At 43.0% G+C, this 22,594-nt stretch carries 19 protein-coding genes and 1 other annotated feature; of the genes, 2 read left to right on the forward strand and 17 right to left on the reverse strand.

What is annotated here, in order from left to right:
- Positions 1-44: 44 nt before the first annotated feature.
- Positions 45-274, reverse strand: a binding site (T-box leader).
- 168 nt (positions 275-442) lie between these two features.
- Complete coding sequence (locus tag MHH26_RS11125) at positions 443-631, forward strand: hypothetical protein (RefSeq protein ID WP_003216497.1); 189 nt, start codon at positions 443-445, stop codon at positions 629-631.
- A 44-nt stretch (positions 632-675) separates the two neighbouring features.
- On the opposite strand, the gene ysxE is transcribed toward MHH26_RS11125, so the two are convergent.
- From ysxE to hemA, 8 genes are all read right to left on the reverse strand, one after another.
- Positions 676-1,707 carry a spore coat protein YsxE gene (gene ysxE / locus MHH26_RS11130; RefSeq protein ID WP_340973462.1) on the reverse strand — a complete coding sequence of 344 codons (1,032 nt, stop codon included), beginning with the start codon at positions 1,705-1,707 and terminating at the stop codon, positions 676-678.
- 37 nt (positions 1,708-1,744) lie between these two features.
- A complete protein-coding gene (locus MHH26_RS11135; RefSeq protein WP_340876336.1) occupies positions 1,745-3,202 on the reverse strand; it encodes a LysM peptidoglycan-binding domain-containing protein in 1,458 nt (485 codons plus the stop codon).
- 133 nt (positions 3,203-3,335) lie between these two features.
- Positions 3,336-4,628, reverse strand: a complete 1,293-nt coding sequence (gene hemL, locus MHH26_RS11140) for a glutamate-1-semialdehyde 2,1-aminomutase (RefSeq protein ID WP_034661671.1) — start codon at positions 4,626-4,628, stop codon at positions 3,336-3,338.
- A gap of 27 nt (positions 4,629-4,655) precedes the next feature.
- Positions 4,656-5,627 (reverse strand): porphobilinogen synthase, encoded by a 972-nt coding sequence (hemB, locus tag MHH26_RS11145; protein WP_340973465.1) that lies wholly within the window; start codon positions 5,625-5,627, stop codon positions 4,656-4,658.
- Positions 5,624-6,415: a uroporphyrinogen-III synthase gene (locus MHH26_RS11150; RefSeq protein ID WP_034661676.1), complete on the reverse strand. Its 792-nt coding sequence runs from the start codon at positions 6,413-6,415 to the stop codon at positions 5,624-5,626. The genes hemB and MHH26_RS11150 overlap by 4 nt, the downstream gene beginning before the upstream one ends.
- Complete coding sequence (gene hemC, locus MHH26_RS11155; RefSeq protein WP_066030588.1) at positions 6,412-7,347, reverse strand: hydroxymethylbilane synthase; 936 nt, start codon at positions 7,345-7,347, stop codon at positions 6,412-6,414. Before hemC ends, MHH26_RS11150 begins: the two co-directional genes overlap by 4 nt.
- A 41-nt stretch (positions 7,348-7,388) precedes the next feature.
- On the reverse strand, positions 7,389-8,219 hold the full coding sequence (locus MHH26_RS11160; RefSeq protein ID WP_034661681.1) for a cytochrome c biogenesis protein: 831 nt from the start codon (positions 8,217-8,219) through the stop codon (positions 7,389-7,391).
- Positions 8,220-8,226: 7 nt separating this feature from the next.
- On the reverse strand, positions 8,227-9,594 hold the full coding sequence (hemA, locus tag MHH26_RS11165; protein ID WP_012010780.1) for a glutamyl-tRNA reductase: 1,368 nt from the start codon (positions 9,592-9,594) through the stop codon (positions 8,227-8,229).
- A 242-nt stretch (positions 9,595-9,836) separates the two neighbouring features.
- Here hemA and MHH26_RS11170 point away from each other — a divergent pair, with 242 nt between their 5' ends.
- Positions 9,837-10,322, forward strand: coding sequence for a hypothetical protein (locus MHH26_RS11170; protein WP_034661687.1), 486 nt, complete (start codon positions 9,837-9,839; stop codon positions 10,320-10,322).
- A 45-nt stretch (positions 10,323-10,367) separates the two neighbouring features.
- Here MHH26_RS11170 and yihA read toward each other — a convergent pair whose 3' ends face one another.
- The 9 genes from yihA to leuB form a co-directional block, all read right to left on the reverse strand.
- The gene (gene yihA, locus MHH26_RS11175; protein ID WP_034661689.1) at positions 10,368-10,955 is read right to left on the reverse strand and encodes a ribosome biogenesis GTP-binding protein YihA/YsxC; all 588 of its coding nucleotides are present in this window, start codon (positions 10,953-10,955) and stop codon (positions 10,368-10,370) included.
- Complete coding sequence (lon, locus tag MHH26_RS11180; RefSeq protein WP_095285529.1) at positions 10,952-13,276, reverse strand: endopeptidase La; 2,325 nt, start codon at positions 13,274-13,276, stop codon at positions 10,952-10,954. Before lon ends, yihA begins: the two co-directional genes overlap by 4 nt.
- 171 nt (positions 13,277-13,447) lie before the next feature.
- Positions 13,448-15,109, reverse strand: coding sequence for an ATP-dependent protease LonB (gene lonB, locus MHH26_RS11185; protein ID WP_012010784.1), 1,662 nt, complete (start codon positions 15,107-15,109; stop codon positions 13,448-13,450).
- Positions 15,110-15,245: 136 nt separating this feature from the next.
- Entirely contained in the window at positions 15,246-16,511 is a 1,266-nt protein-coding gene (gene clpX / locus MHH26_RS11190) for an ATP-dependent protease ATP-binding subunit ClpX (RefSeq protein WP_012010785.1), read from the reverse strand.
- A gap of 251 nt (positions 16,512-16,762) precedes the next feature.
- Positions 16,763-18,037, reverse strand: a complete 1,275-nt coding sequence (gene tig / locus MHH26_RS11195; RefSeq protein WP_340973466.1) for a trigger factor — start codon at positions 18,035-18,037, stop codon at positions 16,763-16,765.
- 239 nt (positions 18,038-18,276) lie between these two features.
- The gene (gene ddcA / locus MHH26_RS11200; RefSeq protein WP_340973469.1) at positions 18,277-19,284 is read right to left on the reverse strand and encodes a DNA damage checkpoint antagonist DdcA; all 1,008 of its coding nucleotides are present in this window, start codon (positions 19,282-19,284) and stop codon (positions 18,277-18,279) included.
- 125 nt (positions 19,285-19,409) lie between these two features.
- The gene (gene leuD / locus MHH26_RS11205; protein WP_060596899.1) at positions 19,410-20,009 is read right to left on the reverse strand and encodes a 3-isopropylmalate dehydratase small subunit; all 600 of its coding nucleotides are present in this window, start codon (positions 20,007-20,009) and stop codon (positions 19,410-19,412) included.
- Positions 20,010-20,022: 13 nt separating this feature from the next.
- Positions 20,023-21,438, reverse strand: a complete 1,416-nt coding sequence (gene leuC / locus MHH26_RS11210) for a 3-isopropylmalate dehydratase large subunit (RefSeq protein WP_034661700.1) — start codon at positions 21,436-21,438, stop codon at positions 20,023-20,025.
- 40 nt (positions 21,439-21,478) lie between these two features.
- Entirely contained in the window at positions 21,479-22,576 is a 1,098-nt protein-coding gene (gene leuB, locus MHH26_RS11215; protein WP_106039620.1) for a 3-isopropylmalate dehydrogenase, read from the reverse strand.
- Positions 22,577-22,594: the final 18 nt, after the last annotated feature.

Consider the following 22,594-nt stretch of genomic DNA (forward strand, 5'->3'; position numbering starts at 1 on the left):
ATTTTTTCGGCTGATGAAACATAAAAAAAGCCTTTCCATCCTTATAAAAGGACGAAAAAGCTTTTTCGCGGTACCACCTTTTTTCATGGAACACATAGACGTGTCCCATACACTCTAAAGGATAACGGGGTTCTCCCGAATTTCTCTACTTGTTCATTCAAGAAATTAAGCTCACAGGCGACCTTCCAAACAAGTACATCCTAGGAAACCTTTCAGCTCATGGTCCCCCTCTCTTTAGGGTCTTGCTCGTACTCTTCCTGATCCACGCTTACGATATATCACGTTCATCAGCACATACTCATCTTTTATTTATATTACTAAATGCCTTTTGTTTTCGTCAATCATCTTTTCCGCTTTTCTTCTTCTTTATACAAATTGAGCAGGCACCCTTTGCCCTATTACCCATATGATAATAACAAAATGAAGAAGGAGGGCGTTTGATTTGAAGAAGATCAATCCTTACACACTTCCCCCCTGGCTGAGACAAATTCGGGCAGTGGCCTCCCAAGTCGTTCTCCCGATTGCGATATTTCAAGGATTTCGTACGATCATTTTCCCCACGACATTTGACGTCCTCATCCTAGGTATTCTGATTTTTCTCGCCTGCGCCTTTCACCTTGATTGGTTTTAAACTCGCGCTTATGTACCCGCCAATATGAACACAAAATAACCTCGTCATTCCGCTGATGACGAGGCACTTTGTTCTTCTTCAAGCCGTCTAGCCTGCTCAATCTCATGAATCTTCATGACGATCGGCTCTGAATTTTTCATCTGCCAATACGCTCTTAACAGCCGCTGACAGCTTTCCATTTCATCCTGTCCGCCTGCTTCATAGGCTTTTACTGTATCAAACAGACCTTGCGGATAAGCAAGGTAACTAAGAAACAAATGCAGCTCTTCCTCCCGAAGAGGATTTCCTTTTTGGTACGTATAAAACAAGGAAGTGCATTCAGGACAAGACGTGGGATAGGTTTTGAATGTCCGAAAATAAAAGGTCAGAAGGTCATAAATGGGGGCGGCTTTTTTAGACCGCTCAAAATTGGTGAAATGTCCTGTGCCCACATCATTATACAAAAAGTGATGAATCGACAGCTGCCCATGATTTAACACAACACGTGTTGTCTCTTGATCTTTCATTTCATCATGCCAATCTTCTAATCGTTCAAGCGCAAATTCGCTGGCAGACATCGCCTCTGAAAAATACATCGCAGCAGCCAGTTCAAATGGCGACATATACCAAGTCTGCTCTGCCCGCTCTATGAATCGTTCATACATGTCTTTCTCTGTTTCCCATTTGGTCTTAATTTGTGTGTAGTGCGCTTCTATCTCTTGCTCTGTGATATCCATCATCACTTCAGTCCGCTTATGAAGTCTTGCAATCTCTTGAAATAAATATTCATGTTTATCATCCTGCTCTTCTCTCTTTTCATTCGTCAGCCACGGCATGAGATAGTATGCGTACTGGCTTTCTCGATGACTTGAGAAAAAAGAACCGCTCTTCGTCCGATAAATCGGCACAAAAGAGCGATAGCCCTTTGATTCTAGTTCAAGCATTTGCTCTGTAAACTGCATATGTCGATTGGCTTTTACTCGCTTTAGGGCAAATACGCCCTGCTTTGTATATACTTTGACGACAGCAGGACTGACAGGTTCAATGTATTCCGCCTCAAGCCCGTATTCGTATAGGATAGACTGGATTTCATCCACGTTCACTCACCACATTTTCTCGGTCGGTCATCGCTTGTTATGCATTGCTTTTTTGATATTCAGGAATATAAAGAATCTGCCCTTCTTCAAGCTCCGCATCAACCGATAATGAGTTTGTGCGAAGGAGCTGCTGCACATTCAACTGATATCGCTCACAAATAAGATCGACCGTATCTTCTTGCTGAACTATACATATTTTCATGCGAGAAAAATCTTCCTCCTCCTGCTTAGCAAATAGCTTTGTTAAATAAAGAGAGTTCTCACTGCCAGACGTTTCTCTCTCGTCATATTCAGGCTCCTCTTCTTCTTGAGCTGACTCATATACTTTTGGTGCTTCTCGTTCATATAACCGTCCGAGCTGGTTCGTATCATCCTGTTCCTGTTCCTCTTGCTCCTCTTCTACGTGGTAAGTGGGTGATTCAAATATTGGATACGGCTGAACCGTTTCTTCCAGCTCTTCGGCTGCTTCCGGATCTTTTCTCACTTCCACCTCAAAGAACGTATCTTCCCGCTTCTCTTCTTCTAAGAGCTTAGGCGGTTCAAAAAATGGTGGTTCTTGCACCTGAGCTTCAGGTAAGGAGCGATAACCAAGCGCCACTTCTTCTTGGCTCTCCGTTTCCTCCAGTTCTTCCGATTCTTCCGGTTCTTCGGTTTCTCCCTCTTCTTCCCTACTCACCAGCTCTATCTCAATTTCTTCTTCCTGTTCTTCTTGCTGTTCTTCTTTCTCGGCGCGTGTGTCATGCTGTAATACAGCCTGTTCCTCATATTCTTGGCTCTCCGTTTCCTCCAGTTCTTCCGATTCTTCCAGTTCTTCGGTTTCTCCCTCTTCTTCCCTACTCACCAGCTCTATCTCAATTTCTTCTTCCCGTTCTTCTTCCTGTTCTTCTTGCTCGGCGTGTGTATCATGCTGTAATACAGCCTGTTCCTCATAGACCTCACGTTCATTGCCTTGCAGCTCTTCTTGTTCCTCATGCTCTGGCTGCAGCTGATAATCGTAGGTCACATCGCCATATTCTTCTTGAGGACGATGGACAAATTCATACGGCTCCACTACAGGCGCTTGAGGCATTTTCTCGTCTAATAGACCCTCAATCGCCAGATCAGCTTGAATGGTGAGCAAACGATTTTCTGTCAGCTGGTAATCAAACGCATCAATAAACACAAACACATCATTTAAATGACTGATTTTGTTCTTAGGGATGGTGATATCGACCGGGAATTGATGCAGAAGCTCCGCCGTTCCGTCTTCTCTTACCTTCACCTCATCAGCTTCCCTGTATGATGCATAGGAACTCAATTCACCCAATAGCTCCTCTTGATTTATGTTGTATTCTCCTGTTAGCTCAAGTGAACCTCTAATCGAAACATAATCATTCACTTCTTGAACGAGAATGTCAGGATCGAGAGAAATTGACAGCAGCTCACTGACTTCCTGTCCGCTTTTGAAATAAATGGATTCTTCTACCGAAAACTGTAATCGATTGTTTTGAGACAAGTCGGTGTCCTCCTTTCATCTAATCCTTCAAAATAAAATTAGATGTCAATACAGATGTATGTGAGAGGCAGTGAAAATATGATTGGTTTTCAGCAACACAAAAAAGCCGATATGTCCCCATACCGGCTTTCGTTTATCGACGCAGTTTTTGAAATACCTTTTCCACTGTCTCAATCGTATATTCGATGTCTTCATCTGTATGAGCTGTTGACAGGAACAGTCCTTCGAATTGAGAAGGAGGAAGGAAGATGCCGCGATCCGCCATTTCCTTGTAAAATTCAGCGAATAAAGCGAGATCAGCGGTTTTTGCTTTGTCATAATTGACCACTTCTTCATTTGTAAAGAAGAATCCAATCATCGAACCCGCACGGTTAAACGTTAATGGAATTCCGTGTACTTTCGCCGCTTTTGAAATGCCTTCTTCCAGCCGGTCTCCTTTTCGTCTAAACTCTTCATAAGACTCAGGTGTCAGCTGTTTTAAGGTTTCTAAGCCTGCTGTCATCGCAAGAGGGTTACCAGATAACGTTCCTGCTTGATAAATTGGACCGCTTGGTGCAATTTGTCTCATGATATCCGCTCTTCCGCCATAAGCACCGACCGGGAGACCGCCTCCGATCACTTTACCAAGGCACGTCAGATCAGGTGTGATGCCAAAATAGCCTTGCGCGCAGTGATAATCCACACGGAAGCCAGTCATGACCTCATCAAAAATGAGTAAAGCTCCGTATTGCTCCGTGATGTCTCTCAGCCCTTGTAAGAAACCTTCTTGCGGAGGAACAACCCCCATATTTCCTGCAACCGGCTCGACAATGACACCTGCAATATCGTCTCCAAACTCCTGAAAAGCAACTTGAATGCTCTCTAAATCATTGTACGGCACTGTGATCGTGTTGCTTGCAGTCCCTTCAGGTACACCTGGGCTATCTGGAAGCCCTAGCGTTGCGACACCTGAACCCGCTTTAATGAGCAAAGAATCGCCGTGGCCATGATAGCAGCCTTCAAATTTCACAATTTTATTTCTGCCTGTAAAGCCGCGAGCTAGACGAAGTGCACTCATGGTCGCCTCTGTACCAGAGCTGACCATACGAATGACTTCGATGGAAGGAACTCGCTCTGATACAAGCTTAGCTAATTCATTTTCAACTAACGTGGAAGCACCAAAGCTTGTCCCCTGTTCCGCAACTCGTTGAATACTTTCAACCACACGGTCATTCGTATGCCCTAAAATTAGCGGTCCCCATGATAAGACATAATCGATGTATTCATTTCCATCAATATCATATATCTTGGCGCCTTTGCCTCGTTCCATAAAAATCGGGTCTGTGTTAACTGATTTAAATGCACGCACAGGGCTGTTGACACCACCAGGCATTAAATGCTGCGCTTCTTCAAATGCTTGCTTTGATTTTTCATAGCTACGTCCCATTTCAACGTCCTCCTGTCTATCCGTTCTTTATTCTGAGAGCCATTTGGCTGCATCTTTTGCATGATACGTAATGATGAGCTCTGCTCCTGCACGTTTCATGCTTGTCAGCATTTCAAGAACAAGCTCTTTTTCAGAAATCCAGCCATTTTGAACAGCGGCTTTGACCATTGCATATTCTCCGCTCACATTGTAAGCAACAACAGGGAGTGTAAATTCATTTTTGACATCACGCATAATATCTAAATAAGAAAGGGATGGTTTGACAATGAGGAAATCAGCCCCCTCTTCTACATCAGACTGTGCTTCTCTGAGTGCCTCTAAACGGTTTGCAGGGTCCATTTGGTATGTTTTACGATCTCCAAACTGCGGTGTGCTATGCGCCGCGTCACGAAACGGGCCGTAAAAAGCACTTGCATATTTCACAGCATATGACATGACAGGTACATGAATAAAGCCAGCTTCATCAAGTGCCTCACGAATGGCCACAACAAATCCATCCATCATATTGGAAGGAGCAATGATATCTGCACCTGCGCGCGCTTGGCTAACAGCTGTTTTCGCTAAAAGCTGAAGAGATTCATCATTTAAAATTTCACCATCTTCAACGATGCCGCAATGTCCATGATCTGTATATTGGCATAAGCAAGTGTCTGCAATGACCACAAGTTCTGGGAAATGCTTTTTGATCTCAAGCGTCGCTCTTTGAACAATGCCATGGTCGTGATACGCCTCACTGCCCACATGGTCTTTATGATCTGGAACACCAAATACAATAATTGATTTGATGCCTAGGTCGACAAGTTCTTGGACTTCTTCTTTTACAAGGTCAACTGAAATGTGATAAACACCCGGCATTGAAGGGACTTCTTTTCGGACATTTTCTCCCTCTACAAAAAAGATCGGATAAATGAAATCAGATGGTCTTAAAAAGGTTTCTCTGACTAATTCTCTCATTCCTGCGCTTGTCCGCAGTCTGCGGTGTCTGTTAAATTTCATCATTGGTTCAACTTCCTTTCAGATAAACGGCACATTAATTCAAGCATTCCGTCTATCGTATAAGTATCTGGGGTTTCAGAAGAAATCCCGTATTGAAGCAGTGCCTCTTTTGTCAGAGGACCGATCGTCACAAAACAGGTGCCAGAAGCAGCCAGCTTCGCTGCATCTGCCTCCATGGCATGCATAAATGAATGGACAGTGGATGAGCTCGTAAATGTAATAAAATCAAATGATTGCTTCGTCATCGCCGTTTTGAGAGCGGCAATACCTTCCTCATCCTTGACGGTTTCATATAAAATCCATTCCTTTACTTCTATGCCAAGCGGAATGAGGGTTTTCTTCACGACATCTCGAGACAGGTGTCCTTTTGCTACAAACACACGCTCTCCTGGACGCACATGGTCAAGTAACGCATCTGCGAGCTCTTCCGCTATGAATCGTTCTGGTACCACATCCACCTTCAAGCCGTGCTGCTCAAGATAGGCAGAGGTTTTCTCACCTACAGCAGCCACTTTCAAATGCGATAAACTCTTATGTAAATGATGGTCCTTTATGTAGCTCAGAAAAAAAGACGCACCATTCACACTCGTGAAAACAAGCCATTGGCTATTTTCTAAGTCCTTTAAAAAGGCCTGCGCTTTTTCTTTTGTGAGCGTAGGCTCAAACCTAATAAGAGAGGTTAAAACAGCATGGCCGTTCAGCTCTTCAATCTTTTGCTGAAACACACCCGCTTGACGTTCATTTCGAGTGACAAGCACCGTCTGTCCGTGAAGCGATTTGCCTATGGTCATTGGGAGGACAGATCCTTTTTCACCTTGTCGATTAAATCCTTTGCTCCCTTATCAGCCATCTGCTTCGCACATGCTGTCCCAATTGCCTCAGGGTCAGTGCCTGATACAGTTTCTCGAATAATCGTGTGTCCGTCAGCAGATGCCACAAGACCCGTCAGTTCAATTTCATCACGCTCATTCATCGTTGCATAGCCAGCGATCGGCACCTGACAGCTGCCATCCATTTGTTTGAGGAAGGCTCTTTCAGCGAGAACCGTTTTCTTCGTATATTCATTCGTAAATTGAGCGAGGAGCTGCAATAGCTCTTCATCATCCCCGCGGCACTCTATCGACAAAGCGCCTTGGCCAACGGCGGGCAGGCAAGTCTCAGGAGATAAAAATTCCGACACAACCTCTTTGCTCCATCCCATTCTGGACAGACCGGCAGCCGCTAGAATAATGGCATCATATTCTTCATTTTTCAGCTTTTCCAATCTTGTATCAATGTTTCCTCGAATCCATTTAATTTCAAGATCTGGTCTTTCCTGAAGAAGCTGGGCACTGCGCCGTAAGCTGCTTGTTCCCACAATAGCACCCTTCGGCAGTTCATGAAGACGCAGATGATCCTTCGAAATAAGAGCGTCCCTTACATCTTCACGCTCAGGAATACAGCCAATGACTAAACCTTCAGGAAGAGCAGCCGGCATATCCTTCATACTGTGAACCGCCATATCGATGTCATGATTCAGCATCGCCTGTTCAATTTCTTTGACAAACAGTCCTTTTCCGCCAACCTTTGATAAGGTCACATCTAAAATTTGATCACCCTTTGTCACAATCTCTTTTATTTCAAAAGAATAAGAAGGGTTTAGTTCAGACAGCTTTTGAATAACCCATTTTGTTTGTGTAATTGCAAGCTTACTTCTTCTAGAACCTACTTTAATTGTACGCAATACGTCTTCCTCCCGACAATGCCCTTAAGACTCATCATTATTTATTGAAACCAATGAAAGGTTGATAAGCTACCAAGCAGAAAATAATTGATCATCAGCACAATGAATGAACCGACATTCCACAGTGCCACGATTTTGCCCTGCATATTTCTCACCAATCTGATATATAAGTAAAAGCCGTATAAAAACAGCATAATAAACGAACCAAGCACCTTTGCATCTGTCCAGTACAACGTATCATACGAAATATATGCCCAAATGATGCCAAGAATCAAACTAAGCAAGAGCATTGGCACACCAATAATGTTTAATACGTACGCCATATGATCAAGCTTCGATAAATCTTCAATTCTCAGAAGCCATTTTCCCCATTTTTTCTTTTTCAGCAAACGATATTGAAAGAGATAGAGAAGGGAGAAAGCAAATGAAAGTGAAAAGGCACCGTATGATAAAATCGCCATCGTAATATGAATCACAAGCAATTCACTCGTCAGCTTCCCCGTTAGTTCTGCAGAGTGGAGATCAGATGGTGTAAAGGTGTGAATCGCCATCATGGAAAAACCGATGACATTTGTAAAAAAGACAATAAATTCAACACGCAATACTTTTGTGAGAACAAGTGAAAGTGTCACAAGCACCCACGTATAAAAATATAAACCCTCTGCTACATTCAACACAGGGAATCGGTCTGTTTCCATCATAATATAGAACATGTAGACTGTTTGCAGCAGCCAGACAATAGAAAGCAACCAGAAAGCCATTTTTCCAGCCTTCCGGTTGTGTTGAAGAAAATCTATGAAATAGAACAAGACACTTAGTGCATAGATCAAGGTCGTCGCTTCGCCTAGTCTCGCTACAATGGATTCCATCATCGCTTAATCACTCACTGGCAACTGTAGCAAAGCCTTGTGCCATATTTGGTTTGAACAGCTGAAATGACCCTTGCTCCACCTGTACAGGCTCCACCTTTTGCTCTTCATCTTCAACCTGTAAATCAAAGATTTCTTTGAAGAGTAAAAGTTTTTCCTCTGCATTCGGCTCCGCGGCAATTTCTTTTGCCTTTAAGATAGGATCTTTCAGCATTTGATTAATAATGCTTTTCGTATGTTTATTTAATAGCTTCATTTCACGGTGTGTGAGGTTCGGAAGCTTTCGTTCAATACTCTGCATCGTATCCGCTTGAATCGTCAACGCCTTTTCTCTAAGTGCAGAAATGACAGGAACCACACCAAGCGTATTCAGCCATTGCTTAAATTCCACAATTTCTGCTTCAATGAGGAGCTCAACCTGCTCAGCCACCGCACGGCGTTCTTTTAAGTTGGCTGCCACGATGCCCTCAAGGTCATCAATGTCATACAAAAAAGCACCTTCTACTTCAGAAATGGCTGGATCTAAATCACGGGGCACAGCAATATCCACCATAAATAGAGGTCTGCCCTTCCGCTTTTTATTCGCACTTTCGACCATTTCCTTTGTAATGACAAATTGTTTCGCACCAGTGGAGCTAATTAAAATGTCCGCTTCGGATAATGTTTTTTCCAATTGGTTTAAGCTTTTAGGCTCTCCTGAAAAACGACCCGCTAATTCTTTTGCTTTCTCATACGTTCGATTGATGACCGTTACTTGACCAATCCCTTGACCTTGAAGGTTTTGAGCCGCTAGTTCGCCCATTTTACCCGCACCAAGAATCAGGACATGTTTATCAGAAAGACGTCCAAAGATTTTTTTTGCAAGCTCGACAGCTGCATAGCTGACAGACACGGCATTAGACGCAATGTCTGTTTCCGCATGCGAGCGTTTTGCAACGGTGACCGCCTGTTTGAATAAATAATTGAAAACGGTACCAATGGTCTTCTCCTCTTGAGCAACTTTAAAGCTAGAGCGCACTTGACCAAGTATTTGTGTTTCGCCAATCACCATGGAATCAAGTCCACAGGCCACACGGAATAAATGCTCAACCGCTCCATCATTTTCATAGAACTTCAAATAAGGAGAGACATCTTCTTTTTCTAAACCGAACCAATCGGCTAAAAATCTTTTTATATAAAACCGTCCAGTATGAAGCTGATCTACCACTGCGTAGATCTCTGTTCGATTACATGTTGAGATGACGATATTCTCTAGAATGCTTTTTTCTTCTTTAAGCTTGGACATCGCTGTTCCGAGCTCACTCGGTTCAAAGCTCAGCTGTTCCCGTATCTCAACAGGGGCTGTTTTATAATCTAAACCCACAACAAGAATATGCATAACTTCAGCTTGCACCCCCAACGCCCTGTCTAATTTATAATAATTACAATATAGAATTTATTATTTATAATGATTATAACATATATTCATTTTTAACTGGATGAAAATTGTGAACAGATTTCAAAAATGTTGTGATATAGTAGAAAAATGTTCGACACTAATTATGCCATATCATCACTTCAAGCAATTTACCAGATTTGGCGCGTGCGGACAAATGATCTGCTTAAAAGAAGGTGACATCTTTGAAGAAGAAATCCATTTTGCTGCCGCTCACTTTGCTGGCTGTAGCGCTATATGCCATTCTCTCAGGAGGTCAATTTGACATTTGGAAGGATCAAGAGAAATGGTATACACTCATACTGCTTTTTGGCCTTGCTTTCTTATATCAAGGAAAGAAGGAGCAAGAAAGCGCTCATGTGTTTATCGGTATGCTTATGACGGGCCTTTCGCTACACTTTATTCTTCAGCCAAAATTAGACCACTGGCCAGACACATTTACGATGATCGTATTCATCGTTGGACTTGCACTCTTTGTGAAATCATCTCAGAAAAAAGAATATCGTATTGAAAGTGTTGTTCTCATTGCACTCGGTCTGTTCCTTTATTTCTTTCAGCAAATTACAAAACAGCTAAGTTCCCTTTCGATCCCTACTTCCGGTTTTGAATTGTACTGGCCTTATGTACTGATTGCTGTCAGTCTCCTCTTATTATTTTTAAAAAGGAAATAACTTATACAATAAAAAGGCATCTGTCCATGACAGATGCCTTTTCTTTTAGCTGTTAATCTTCGCAAGGATGGCATTCCAGGCTTCGTCTTTTCCCTTTTTCGTTTCAGAAGAGAACAGGACTAGTTCATCTGATGGGTCAATGTCGAGTGTCTGTTTGACGACTTTCGCATGTTTTTCCCATTTGCCTTTTGGAATTTTGTCCGCCTTTGTTGCGATGACGATTACGGGAACTCCGTAATATTTCAGGAATTCATACATGTTCACATCATCTACTGATGGCTTATGACGCAGGTCCACAATTTGGACGACTGCTTTTAATTCTTCACGCATTGTAATATACGTTTCGATCATTCTACCCCAGGCTTCGCGCTCTGTCTTTGATACTTTAGCAAAGCCGTAGCCTGGAACGTCCACAAAATGGAGCATATCATTGATGATGTAGAAATTAAGCGTTTGAGTCTTACCTGGTTTAGAAGACGTACGCGCTAAATTTTTACGATTAATCAATGAGTTGATGAACGAGGACTTCCCAACATTTGATCGTCCAGCAAGAGCGATTTCAGGCAGTCCCCCGCTCGGATACTGCTCTGGTTTTACCGCACTAATGACGATATCTGATTTTGTTACTTTCATCTTCCCTCTCCTACCAACGCTTTCTCAAGCACCTCATCTAAATGTGAGACCGGAATAAAGGTTAGTCCTTCTCTCACACTTTCAGGAATATCATCAATATCCTTCTCGTTGTCCTTTGGAAGAATAATGGTTTTCAGTCCTGCGCGATGTGCGCCTAATGCTTTTTCTTTTAGTCCGCCAATTGGAAGCACTCTTCCTCTTAACGTAATCTCTCCTGTCATACCAACCTCTTTTGACACAGGTCGTCCTGTGAGTGCTGATACAAGAGCCGTCGCAATGGTGATACCAGCTGATGGCCCGTCCTTTGGAACCGCACCCTCTGGAACATGGATATGAATATCATGCTTTTCATTAAAATTAGGATCAATGTTCAGTTCATCTGCTTTCGAACGAATATAACTGAATGCCGCCTGTGCAGATTCTCTCATGACATCACCAAGCTTACCTGTTAACAAGAGCTTGCCTTTACCGGGAGAAAGTGATACCTCAATCGACAAGGTGTCTCCGCCAACAGTGGTATACGCAAGTCCTGTGACAACCCCCACTTGGTCTGTCGTTTCAGCCTGGCCATAACGGTAAAGTCTTTTTCCGAGAAATTCAGATAAGTTCTTTTCCGTCACCGTGATGCGTTTGCGGTCTTCAGCCACAATCGCTCTTGCCGCTTTACGGCATATTGCCGCAAGCTGACGCTCTAATCCACGAACACCCGCTTCTCTTGTGTAATAGCGAATCGTATCATAAATCGCTGCTTCACGAAGCTGCAAGTTCCCTTTCTTTAATCCGTGCTCCTTTAGCTGCTTCGGCAGAAGGTGATCTTTCACAATTTCTGCTTTTTCAACCTCTGTATACCCTGCAATCGTGATAATCTCCATTCTATCACGAAGTGGACCTGGAATGGTTGCTAAATTGTTGGCAGTGGCAATAAATAACACCTGAGACAAATCAAATGTTTCTTCAATATAGTGATCGCTAAAGTTATGATTTTGCTCTGGGTCTAAGACTTCGAGCATCGCAGAAGATGGATCGCCTCTAAAATCAGAGGACATCTTATCGATTTCATCTAAAAGGAACACCGGATTCATCGTTCCTGCCTTGCTCATCCCGCGAATGATACGGCCAGGCATCGCACCTACATACGTTCTTCTATGTCCACGAATTTCAGACTCATCACGCACACCGCCAAGGGAGATACGGATAAACTTTCGGTCAAGTGATTTGGCAATAGATTTGGCAAGTGACGTTTTCCCTACCCCAGGAGGCCCTGCTAAGCAAAGAATCGGTCCTTTTAATGAATTGGTCAGCTTCTGTACAGCAAGATATTCAAGCACCCGTTCTTTGACCTTTTCCAGCCCGTGATGCTCATCATCTAAAATTTCACTTGCAAGCTTTAAATCTAGACGATCTTCTGTATAGATGCCCCATGGAAGATTGATCAGCCAATCAATATAATTTCGAATCACAGAGCTCTCAGCAGAGCTTGAAGGAATTTTTTCATAACGGTTCAATTCTTTGAGCGCTGTTTCACGAACAGAATCCGGCATGCTCGACTCTTCGATTTTAGACATTAAAGAACTGACTTCGCCAGTTTTCCCTTCCTTGTCTCCAAGCTCCTTTTGAATGGCTTTCATTTGTTCACGCAAATAATATTCTTTTTGCGTACGTTCCATTGAACGTTTCACGCGCTGCCCGATTTTCTTTTCAATCTCCAGTACTTCTTTTTCATTGTGTATTAAGCTGATGACCCGATTCAGCCGTTTTTTGACATCCACTGTTTCCAGTACTTCTTGTTTGTCCTTTAATTTGAGCGGCAGGTGAGAAGCGACGATATCTGCCATTCTCCCTGGTTCCTCAATATCCGTCACTGTTGCATATGTTTCAGCTGAGATTTTTTTTGAAATTTTTATGTATTGATCAAAGTGATCTAACAATGTGCGCATGAGTGCTTCTGCTTCTGCGTCCTTTAATTCTTCTTCTGCCAATTCTTTTATGTCGACGGACGTATAGTCCTCCAGCTCTACGTATGATTCGATCTGCGCTCGATTTAAGCCTTCAACGAGTACACGAATCGTTCCATTTGGCAGCTTCAGCATTTGTTTAATTTTTGTGTAGGTGCCGACTTTGAAAATTTCCTCTTCACCTGGTTCATCTATTGAAATTTCCCGCTGTGTTGCTAGAAAAATCATATGATCGTTCATCATCGCCTGTTCTAATGCTTGAACAGACTTCTCGCGTCCAACGTCCAAATGCAAGACCATTGTTGGATAAACAAGTAAACCTCGCAATGGAAGGAGCGGAACATTCTTTTTGATTTCATCTGCCATGTTGATTGACACCTCCGTCACTAGTATGAATCATTATAATATACCTGTTTCAGTCTTGTACAATGTAAAAGACTTGAGAAATGTTGATCTTACCGTAGTATACCCTTTCTTTTTATCATGAAAAAGAAAAAAAGATCTATTTCACTAAAAAATCCCCATATGTGATGGGGATTAAACAGATTTTCTTTTCATTTCGTCTTCTAGTCCATCTTTCTTCTCGTCTGGCGGGTTGACCAAACACTGATCCAGCACTTCTTGGAAGTGCTTCACAGGCACAATGGTGACCCCTTCAATCTCTTTTAAGATCGACTGCTGGTTGTCATAAGGAATAATGACAGTTGTGGCACCAGCTTGTTTCGCTGCCTTAATCTTCGGTATCACACCGCCGATCGGCTTCACCTGACCCTGCAATCCGATTTCACCCGTCATGGCTGTTAGATGATCGATCGGGATTTGATGTATGGCTGAGAAGATCGCGGTCGCCATGGCAATCCCAGCAGACGGTCCATCAATAGGGGCACCGCCTGGAAAATTAATATGGATGTCATATTCATTTGTCCGAATGCCTAAATTTCGAAGCACCGTTAATACATTTTCAACTGACCCTTTGGCCATACTTTTTCGTCTAATGGATTTCGACTGATTGCCAATGCTTTCTTCTTCTGCAATGCCTGTAATGTTGATACTGCCTTTTTCAAGCGCCTTACAGATATTCACTTCAATCTCAAGCAGGGCACCGCTGTTTGGTCCATAAACGGCCAGGCCATTGACTACCCCCACTTTTGGCTTTTCTGGTACTTTTTGTTCATATCTTGGTGTCAGCTGGCTTGAATGAATGACCCATTCTACATCTTCGATCGTGATGTCTTTTCGGTTTTCCGTGACAGCCATACCAGCGGCAATCTGCACCATGTTGACCGCTTCACGTCCATTTTTCACATAGGATGTTAAAAGGTTCAGCCCTTCATCACTTAATTCCTTTTGAATTTTTTGGACAGCCTTGGCAGCGACGATTTTCAGTTCATGCTGGTCAAGATCCTTAAAGAAAATTTCGAGACACCTTGACCGGATCGCTGGTGGAATTTCGTCAGGCGTTCTTGTCGTGGCACCAATCAATCGAAAATCAGCCGGAAGCCCATTTTGGAAAATATCATGAATGTGATTGGGGATTTGGGTATTTTCTTCACTGTAGTAGGCACTGTCTAAAAAGACTTTCCGATCTTCAAGCACTTTGAGCATTTTGTTCATTTGGATCGGATGCAGCTCGCCAATTTCATCGATAAACAGAACCCCGCCATGAGCATGTGTGACGGCTCCTTGTTTTGGCTGCGGAATGCCTGCCTGTCCCATTGCTCCAGCCCCTTGGTAAATCGGGTCATGCACGGAACCAATGAGCGGGTCTGCGATGCCTCGTTCATCGAATCTCGCGGTTGTTGCATCGAGCTCTACAAAGACCGCATCTTTTTTAAACGGAGAATCAGCGTGACGCTTCGCTTCTTCCATCACAAGACGGGCAGCGGCTGTTTTACCGACTCCCGGTGGTCCGTAGACGATGACATGCTGAGGGTTCGGCCCGCATAGTGCCGCTTTTAGTGCACGAATGCCGTCTTCCTGCCCTACAATATCTTGAAACCCCTTTGGCCGGACTCTCTCTGATAAAGGTTCACTCAGCTTGATTGACCGCATCTTTCTGAGTGCTTCCATTTCTTTCTTTGACTCTTTGTCTATCGTCACCTTTTGTGTGCGCTGATTTCGCAGTAAGTTCCAAAAGTACAGCCCGATGACGATACCAAAGAACAGCTGTATGAATAATACGATTCCTGTCCAGCTCAATCGGTGCTCCCTCCTTCATCTATCGTATGTATTGGTTTCTGTCTGCTAGTATTTCCTAGAGCTGGACGGAATAAACACAACTTCCACGATAAATAAAAAACTCCTGAATCAAAAAGATTCAGGAGTGAGACTACTCTTATGCAGATGTTTTCGTATCTTTATTGACGACTGTGCCGTCCTTTAACACAAGACGCGGCGACTCGCCATCAGCAACCGTTGCACCAGTGATCACACATTTTTCAATATCATCACGTGATGGAAGATCAAACATCACATCAAGCATGATGCCTTCAATGATTGAACGTAGACCACGAGCTCCTGTTTTACGCTCAATTGCTTTTTTCGCAATTTCGCTAAGAGCATCTTCTTCAAACTCAAGCTCTACATCATCAAGCTCAAGCATTTTTGTATACTGCTTAACGAGCGCATTCTTAGGCTTCGTCAAGATCTCTACAAGTGCTTTTTCATCTAACGGCTCTAGGCTTGCAATAACCGGTAGACGGCCGATGAATTCCGGGATTAAACCGAAGCGAAGCAAGTCTTCTGGGAGTACTTTTGATAGAAGGACTTCTTTTTCAAGATCTTCGATTTTATTTTCCGCACCGAATCCAATGACTTTTTGACCTAAGCGGCGTTTGATGATTTGCTCAATGCCGTCAAAGGCTCCACCACAAATAAAGAGAATATTTGTTGTATCGATTTGAATGAATTCTTGATGAGGATGCTTACGTCCACCTTGAGGCGGTACACTAGCGACAGTTCCTTCAAGAATTTTCAATAGTGCTTGCTGAACACCTTCCCCAGATACATCACGAGTGATAGAAGGGTTTTCTGATTTTCTTGCTACTTTATCGATTTCATCGATGTAGATAATGCCTTTTTCCGCTTTTTCTACATCGTAATCGGCTGCTTGGATCAGCTTTAGTAAAATATTCTCTACGTCTTCACCAACATAACCTGCTTCAGTTAAAGATGTTGCATCTGCAATCGCAAATGGCACATTTAAAATACGAGCAAGCGTTTGAGCAAGTAAAGTTTTACCGCTTCCTGTTGGCCCAATCATAGAGATATTACTTTTCGAAAGCTCAACATCATCAATCTTGCTGTTGGAATTGATCCGTTTGTAGTGGTTATACACCGCTACAGCTAAGGATTTCTTCGCATTTTCTTGTCCGATGACATATTCATCAAGAATCTCCCGAATTTCATGAGGCTTCGGAACATCCTTGAATTCAACTTCTTCCTCAGTGCCGAGCTCTTCTTCAACTATTTCCGTGCAAAGCTCGATACATTCATCACATATATATACGCCAGGTCCTGCGACCAGTTTACGCACTTGATCTTGCGTTTTTCCGCAAAACGAGCATTTTAATTGACCTTTTTCCTCGTTGAATTTAAACATTCTTTCACCCCTTATTCTTCTTCACTTGCCTGTAGCTAACAGTCAGCTACCTTTCTGGGTCCAGTATGTATGCATTTTACCATACTTTCCTAAAAGACGGTAATGATGTGTTTCTAACACTGCACATTGAGATATGTATAACAGAAAGATGCGACTTACACTATCGTTTCCAAAAGAAGCGATGATAAGTCAAAAATTGTACAAAACAAGGCACGAGTCACTCGCGCCCTGTTTTATTATTATGCACCATATTAACGGTTTTCTACAAGAAAATCAATTGCTTTGCGAACTTTTAGATCTTCTTTCATTGCGTCAGTAGATCCGATCGCTTGTTTGATATTTTCAATTGGCATGTTGTATGCTTCAGCCATTTTTGAAAGTTCTTCTTCTACTTCTTCATCAGACACTTGTAAGTTTTCTGCAGCAGCAATTGCTTCAAGTGTTAGGTTAGATTTCACGCGTTTAGCAGCATCTTCTTTCATTTGCTCTTTCAGCGCATTTTCATCTTGTCCTGAGAATTGGAAGTAAAGCTCAAGGTTCATTCCTTGCATTTGAAGGCGTTGTTCGAATTCTTTCATCATACGGTCTAGCTCTGTGTCAACCATCGCTTGTGGGATGTCAACTTCCGCATTTTCAGAAGCTTTCTCCACTAGCTCTTCACGAAGTTTACCTTCTGCTTCGTTTTCTTTCGCTTCTTCAAGACGTTTCTTTGTTTTTTCAGTTAGTTCAGCAAGAGTTTCTACTTCTTCATCAACATCTTTCGCGAACTCATCGTCAAGTGCTGGAAGTTCTTTTGCTTTGATTTCGTGAATTTTCACTTTGAATACAGCTGGTTTACCTGCAAGGTCTTCAGCATGATATTCTTCTGGGAAAGTGACTTCTACGTCTTTTTCAGCGCCTGCTTCAAGACCAACTAACTGCTCTTCGAAACCAGGGATGAATGAACCTGAACCTACTTCAAGAGAGTAGTTCTCAGCTTTTCCGCCTTCGAATGCTTCTCCATCAACGAATCCTTCGAAATCAAGAACAACTGTATCGCCGTTTTCGATTGCGCCTTCTTCTTTGACAACAAGCTCAGCTTGACGGTTTTGCATGCCTTTTAACTCTTCTAGTACATCTTCATCAGTGACAGTTGCGTCGTCTTTTTCTACGTTAAGACCTTTGTAGTCACCAAGTTTCACTTCAGGCTTCACTGTTACTTTTGCAGTGAAGATTAAGCTTTCGCCTTTTTCGATTTTCTCAACATCGATTTCAGGGCGGTCAACTGGCTCGATACCAGCTTCATCGATTGCTTTTGGATATTCAACTGGAAGAAGAATATCTAATGCATCTTGATAAAGAGATTCTACACCAAAACGCTGTTCGAAAAGACCACGTGGTACTTTCCCTTTACGGAATCCAGGGATCGATACTTGCTTGACAACCTTCTTAAACGCATCATCAAGTGCTTTGTTAAATGTTTCAGCATCAACTTCTACAGTTAGGACGCCTTCGTTACCTTCTTGTTTTTCCCATTTTACTGACATGTGTGTTTCCCTCCAAAAATCTATTCAGATTGTGCGTTGTTACATTCTAAAGCATCATAAAGACTTCGTCCAATCAAAAACCACGCACGCCGCTCAAGAAGCGGTATTATGTATACAACATTTGACTTGATTATACATATCGTCTTTCAACCGTTGGAATCTACAACTGCACGATATATGCACAAATACAACCATTATATTATAACATAACAAGTCCGTCTTTCAACTAAATCGACAAATTACAAATAAGAAATTTCTTCAATATCTTTCAGCATTGTGCAAGCTTCTCTCAGCTCTCGTTCATTAAATTCATACAATAGATGCAATTCTTCGAGGTCAATCTCAATCCCGTGCATTTCATAGCCGACTTTATGAAGTGCTGCTGCCCAAAGATTCGGATCTGTGTATTTAGGAAGAAATGGATAAAGCACAAATAAGTGCCGGCGCCATAACTCTTCCACGCCTTGGTAAAGGGTTGGGTTCTCATTGCCGAGTGTGTCATCGAGCTTACGAAGGACTTGCTGAAGCAGCGGCATCTGCTCTGGCTTAACAGCCTCAGAAGGAACAAGCGTTAAAGAATCACCGAATTTCGTCACATGAACCGGCTTTGCCACATCATGATCTGACAGAAGCTGCAGGATTAATGATTTGACCAAAGGGTTTCCATCAGGCTTTTGTAGGATCGTATTTAATAGACCCATGTGTGGTGTGAGGTTCCGGTCTTTCAGCGAATGGATGAACTGCACCTGCTCTTCTGGCCGCTCGAGCATATCATCTATATTGATTTCACCGGCGCCATCCTCATCTTCATCTAAAATCTTTTCAGGTGATTCGATCATTTTTCTGCTAAATTCGAGCAGCTTGTAAAAATGCTCCGCGCTTTCTGCTGGAAGGTGATTTTCCTCAAGTACTGCCTCAATTGTCTGCTTCACTTCTTCATATTCTTTCAGCTGAATTAAGATCGTCATATACACTTGAAGCACGGTGAAGTAATGACCATATCCCTCATGCAACATCTTTTCACAAACACGCTTTGCATCCTGCAGCTCGCCCAGCTCCAGAAAACAAATCGCCATGCCGAGGTGAATCTCGGATTCTTCATCGTCATCATAAGATTTTGCTTCTGAAAACAAGTGAAGCGCCTCTTGATACTGTTTATCTTTTAATGCTGCCATTCCTTTTTCAATCAGTCTTTCTTTCAGACCAGGAAACAAAATGACATTATCTTTCTTCTTGTCATGTTTCATGCTTACGTTCCTTTCGGGCGCATATTTTTTATCAGTTTACCAACGAAGGTTAGTAAACACAAGTAACGAGAGGTTTTCATGCAAAAAAGAAGCCGTCACACCTCGGGCGGACGGCTTCTTGTTGTTTACGCACGCAGCCAGCTGCTGCGCTTATCTTCAAATGCTTGAATGTCATCTTCTAGTAGTAAAGTTAATGAGATCTCATCATAGCCATTCAGGAGCATTTCTCTCCAGTGAGGATCCACATCAAAAGGAGTGATATTCCCTTCATGATCTTCTATTTGCTGTTTTTCCAGATCAACCGTCATCTCATACCCTTTGTTCTCATATGACGCAGCGAATGTTTTCCACACATCATAATCAAGACGAATCGGAAGCATCCCATTTTTAAAGCAGTTTTGGTGAAAAATATCTGCGAATGATGGTGCGATGACAATTTTGAAACCATAATCATCAAGTGCCCAAGGGGCATGTTCCCTTGATGATCCGCAGCCAAAGTTTTCTCCTGCGATCAAAATGGATGCTCCTTCATAAATCGGCTGATTCAGCTCGAAATCAGGATTTGGGCTGCCATCGGCTAAATACCGCCAGTCGAAAAAGGCAAACCGGCCATATCCTGTTCGTTCAATTCTTTTCAAAAATTGCTTCGGAATAATTTGATCTGTATCTACGTTGATACGGTTAAGCACAGCGGCTTTCCCTTTGTGTGTGACTAAAGGCTCCATCTATGACAACTCCTTACACGACTGTTTTCTCTTGATTAAACTTCCTGACATCGACAAATCGGCCATGTATTGCAGCCATTGCAGCCATTGCCGGGCTGACAAGATGCGTTCTCGCACCTTTTCCTTGACGTCCCTCAAAGTTACGGTTTGATGTGGATGCGCAGCGTTCGCCTTCTGGTACCACATCGTTATTCATGCTAAGACACATACTGCAGCCAGATTCTCTCCATTCAAATCCTGCTTCAAGGAAGATTTCATGAAGACCTTCTTCTTCTGCTTGCAATTTGACGCTTTGAGAGCCAGGCACGACAATCGCTCTGACATGATCAGCTACCTTTTGTCCTTCTATCATAGAAGCTGCTTGGCGTAAATCAGTCATTCTTGAGTTTGTACATGAGCCGATAAACACATGCTCAATCGTAATATCTTCAATACGCTGATGCGGATGAACACCCATGTATTCGTACGCACGAATCGCTTCTTTTTGATCATCCTCTTGTGCAAAATCCTCAGGTCCTGGGATCGACGCATCTACAGGCAGTACCATTCCTGGGTTAATTCCCCATGTGACCATTGGTGAAATCTCATTCCCATCTAAAACAATCGTTTTATCATAGGTTGCACCTGGATCTGTTTTAAGTTCTTCCCATTCTTTAATCGCTGCTTCGAAGTCTTCTCCCTGCGGTGCATATTTGCGGCCGCGGCAATATTCAAAGGTGACTTCATCAGGTGCAATCAATCCTGCTCTTGCGCCTGCTTCAATCGACATATTACAAACCGTCATGCGTTCATCCATCGTCATGTTTCTGAATACTTCCCCAGTGTATTCAATCACATAACCTGATCCAAACTTCACGCCATGCGCACCAATGACTGCTAAAATGACATCTTTGGCCGTTACCCCTTTTTGCAGCTTTCCGTCTACTCTAATTTCTAATGTTTTCGGACGCTGCTGCCAAAGCGTTTGTGTGGAAAGTACATGTTCAACCTCACTTGTACCGATTCCAAAAGCAAGTGCGCCAAACGCGCCATGAGTTGATGTATGACTATCTCCGCAAACGATTGTTTTCCCTGGAAGTGTCAACCCAAGCTCCGGTCCAACAACATGGACGATCCCTTGGTCTACACTGTGAAGGTCAGCTAGACGGACGCCAAATTCAGCACAGTTGCGCTCTAGAGCACTCACTTGTTTTTTAGCAATCTCATCTTTGATCACAAATCGATTCACAGTCGGGATGTTGTGATCCATGGTCGCAAACGTGTTTTGAGGTCTTCTCACCTTGCGCCCTTTTTGTCTTAATCCTTCAAATGCTTGAGGTGATGTCACTTCATGCACCAAGTGCAGATCAATATATAAAAGGTCTGGTTTCCCCTCGCCGCTTTTGACAACGTGCTGATCCCATATTTTTTCGATGATTGTTCGAGGCATAACCCTTTTCCTCCCTCTACCTAATTCCACAAGATTCTATTTATACAATTGTTTTCACGCGCTGCTTGAGTGCGTCTACAACTGCATGAGTGATTTCTTCAGTTGTTTGATACGTTCCCTCTTTTGCCGATAAGTCCTTTGTTCGTTTGCCAGAGGCAAGAACAGCTTCCACAGCTTCTTCTATTGCAGCCGCTTCTTCTTCTAACGCAAAAGATGTTCTAAGCAAGCTAGCTGCCGACAAAATGGTTGCTAGAGGGTTTGCGACGTTTTGCCCCGCAATATCGGGTGCTGAACCATGAATCGGCTCATATAAATGGAGGCCAGTACTTGATAGACTGGCAGATGGCAGCATACCGAGTGACCCAGTAATCATTGAAGCCTCGTCACTTAAAATGTCACCAAACATATTCTCTGTCACAATGACATCAAATTGAGCAGGCTTATAAATCAGCTGCATGGCGGCATTATCAACGAGCATGTGCTCATATTCGACGTCTGGATATTGAGAAGCCACTTCTTCTACCGCATCCCGCCATAGTTTACTAGAAGCAAGAACATTCGCTTTATCCACAGACGTTACTTTTTTCCGTCTCGTTAAGGCCATGTCGAATGCTTCTTTTAATACACGGACAATCTCTTGCTTTGTATAAAGAAGCGTATCAACCGCAGCTTCTTTTCCTTCTTCATCCGTGTAACGCTCGCTTGGTTCACCAAAATAGAGACCGCCTGTTAATTCACGGACGATGACAAAATCGACTCCGCTAATGTGATCCTGTTTTAACGGTGACGCCTCGCTTAAGCTATCGAACACTTTGACAGGACGGATGTTTGCAAATAAGTCCAGTTGTTTACGAATAGCGAGCAAGCCTTTTTCCGGACGAAGCTCTGGCGGGTTTTGATCCCATTTTGGTCCGCCGACTGCTCCTAATAAAATCGCATCAGCGCTCTTGCATACATCAACCGTTTCTTTTGGGAGCGGATTGTTTTTTTCATCTATTGCGATACCGCCAATGAGCGCCGTTTCGAATTCGAATTCGTGTTGAAATTGAGCCGCTGTCTCTTTGAGGACAGCGACCGCTGATGTCACAACTTCCGGTCCGATTCCATCGCCGGGCAAAAGTGCAATTTTCTTTTTCATGAGAACCTACCTCCTTTC

It is taken from the genome of Bacillus sp. FSL K6-2839 (genome assembly GCF_038003365.1).
Lineage (GTDB): Bacteria > Bacillota > Bacilli > Bacillales > Bacillaceae > Bacillus.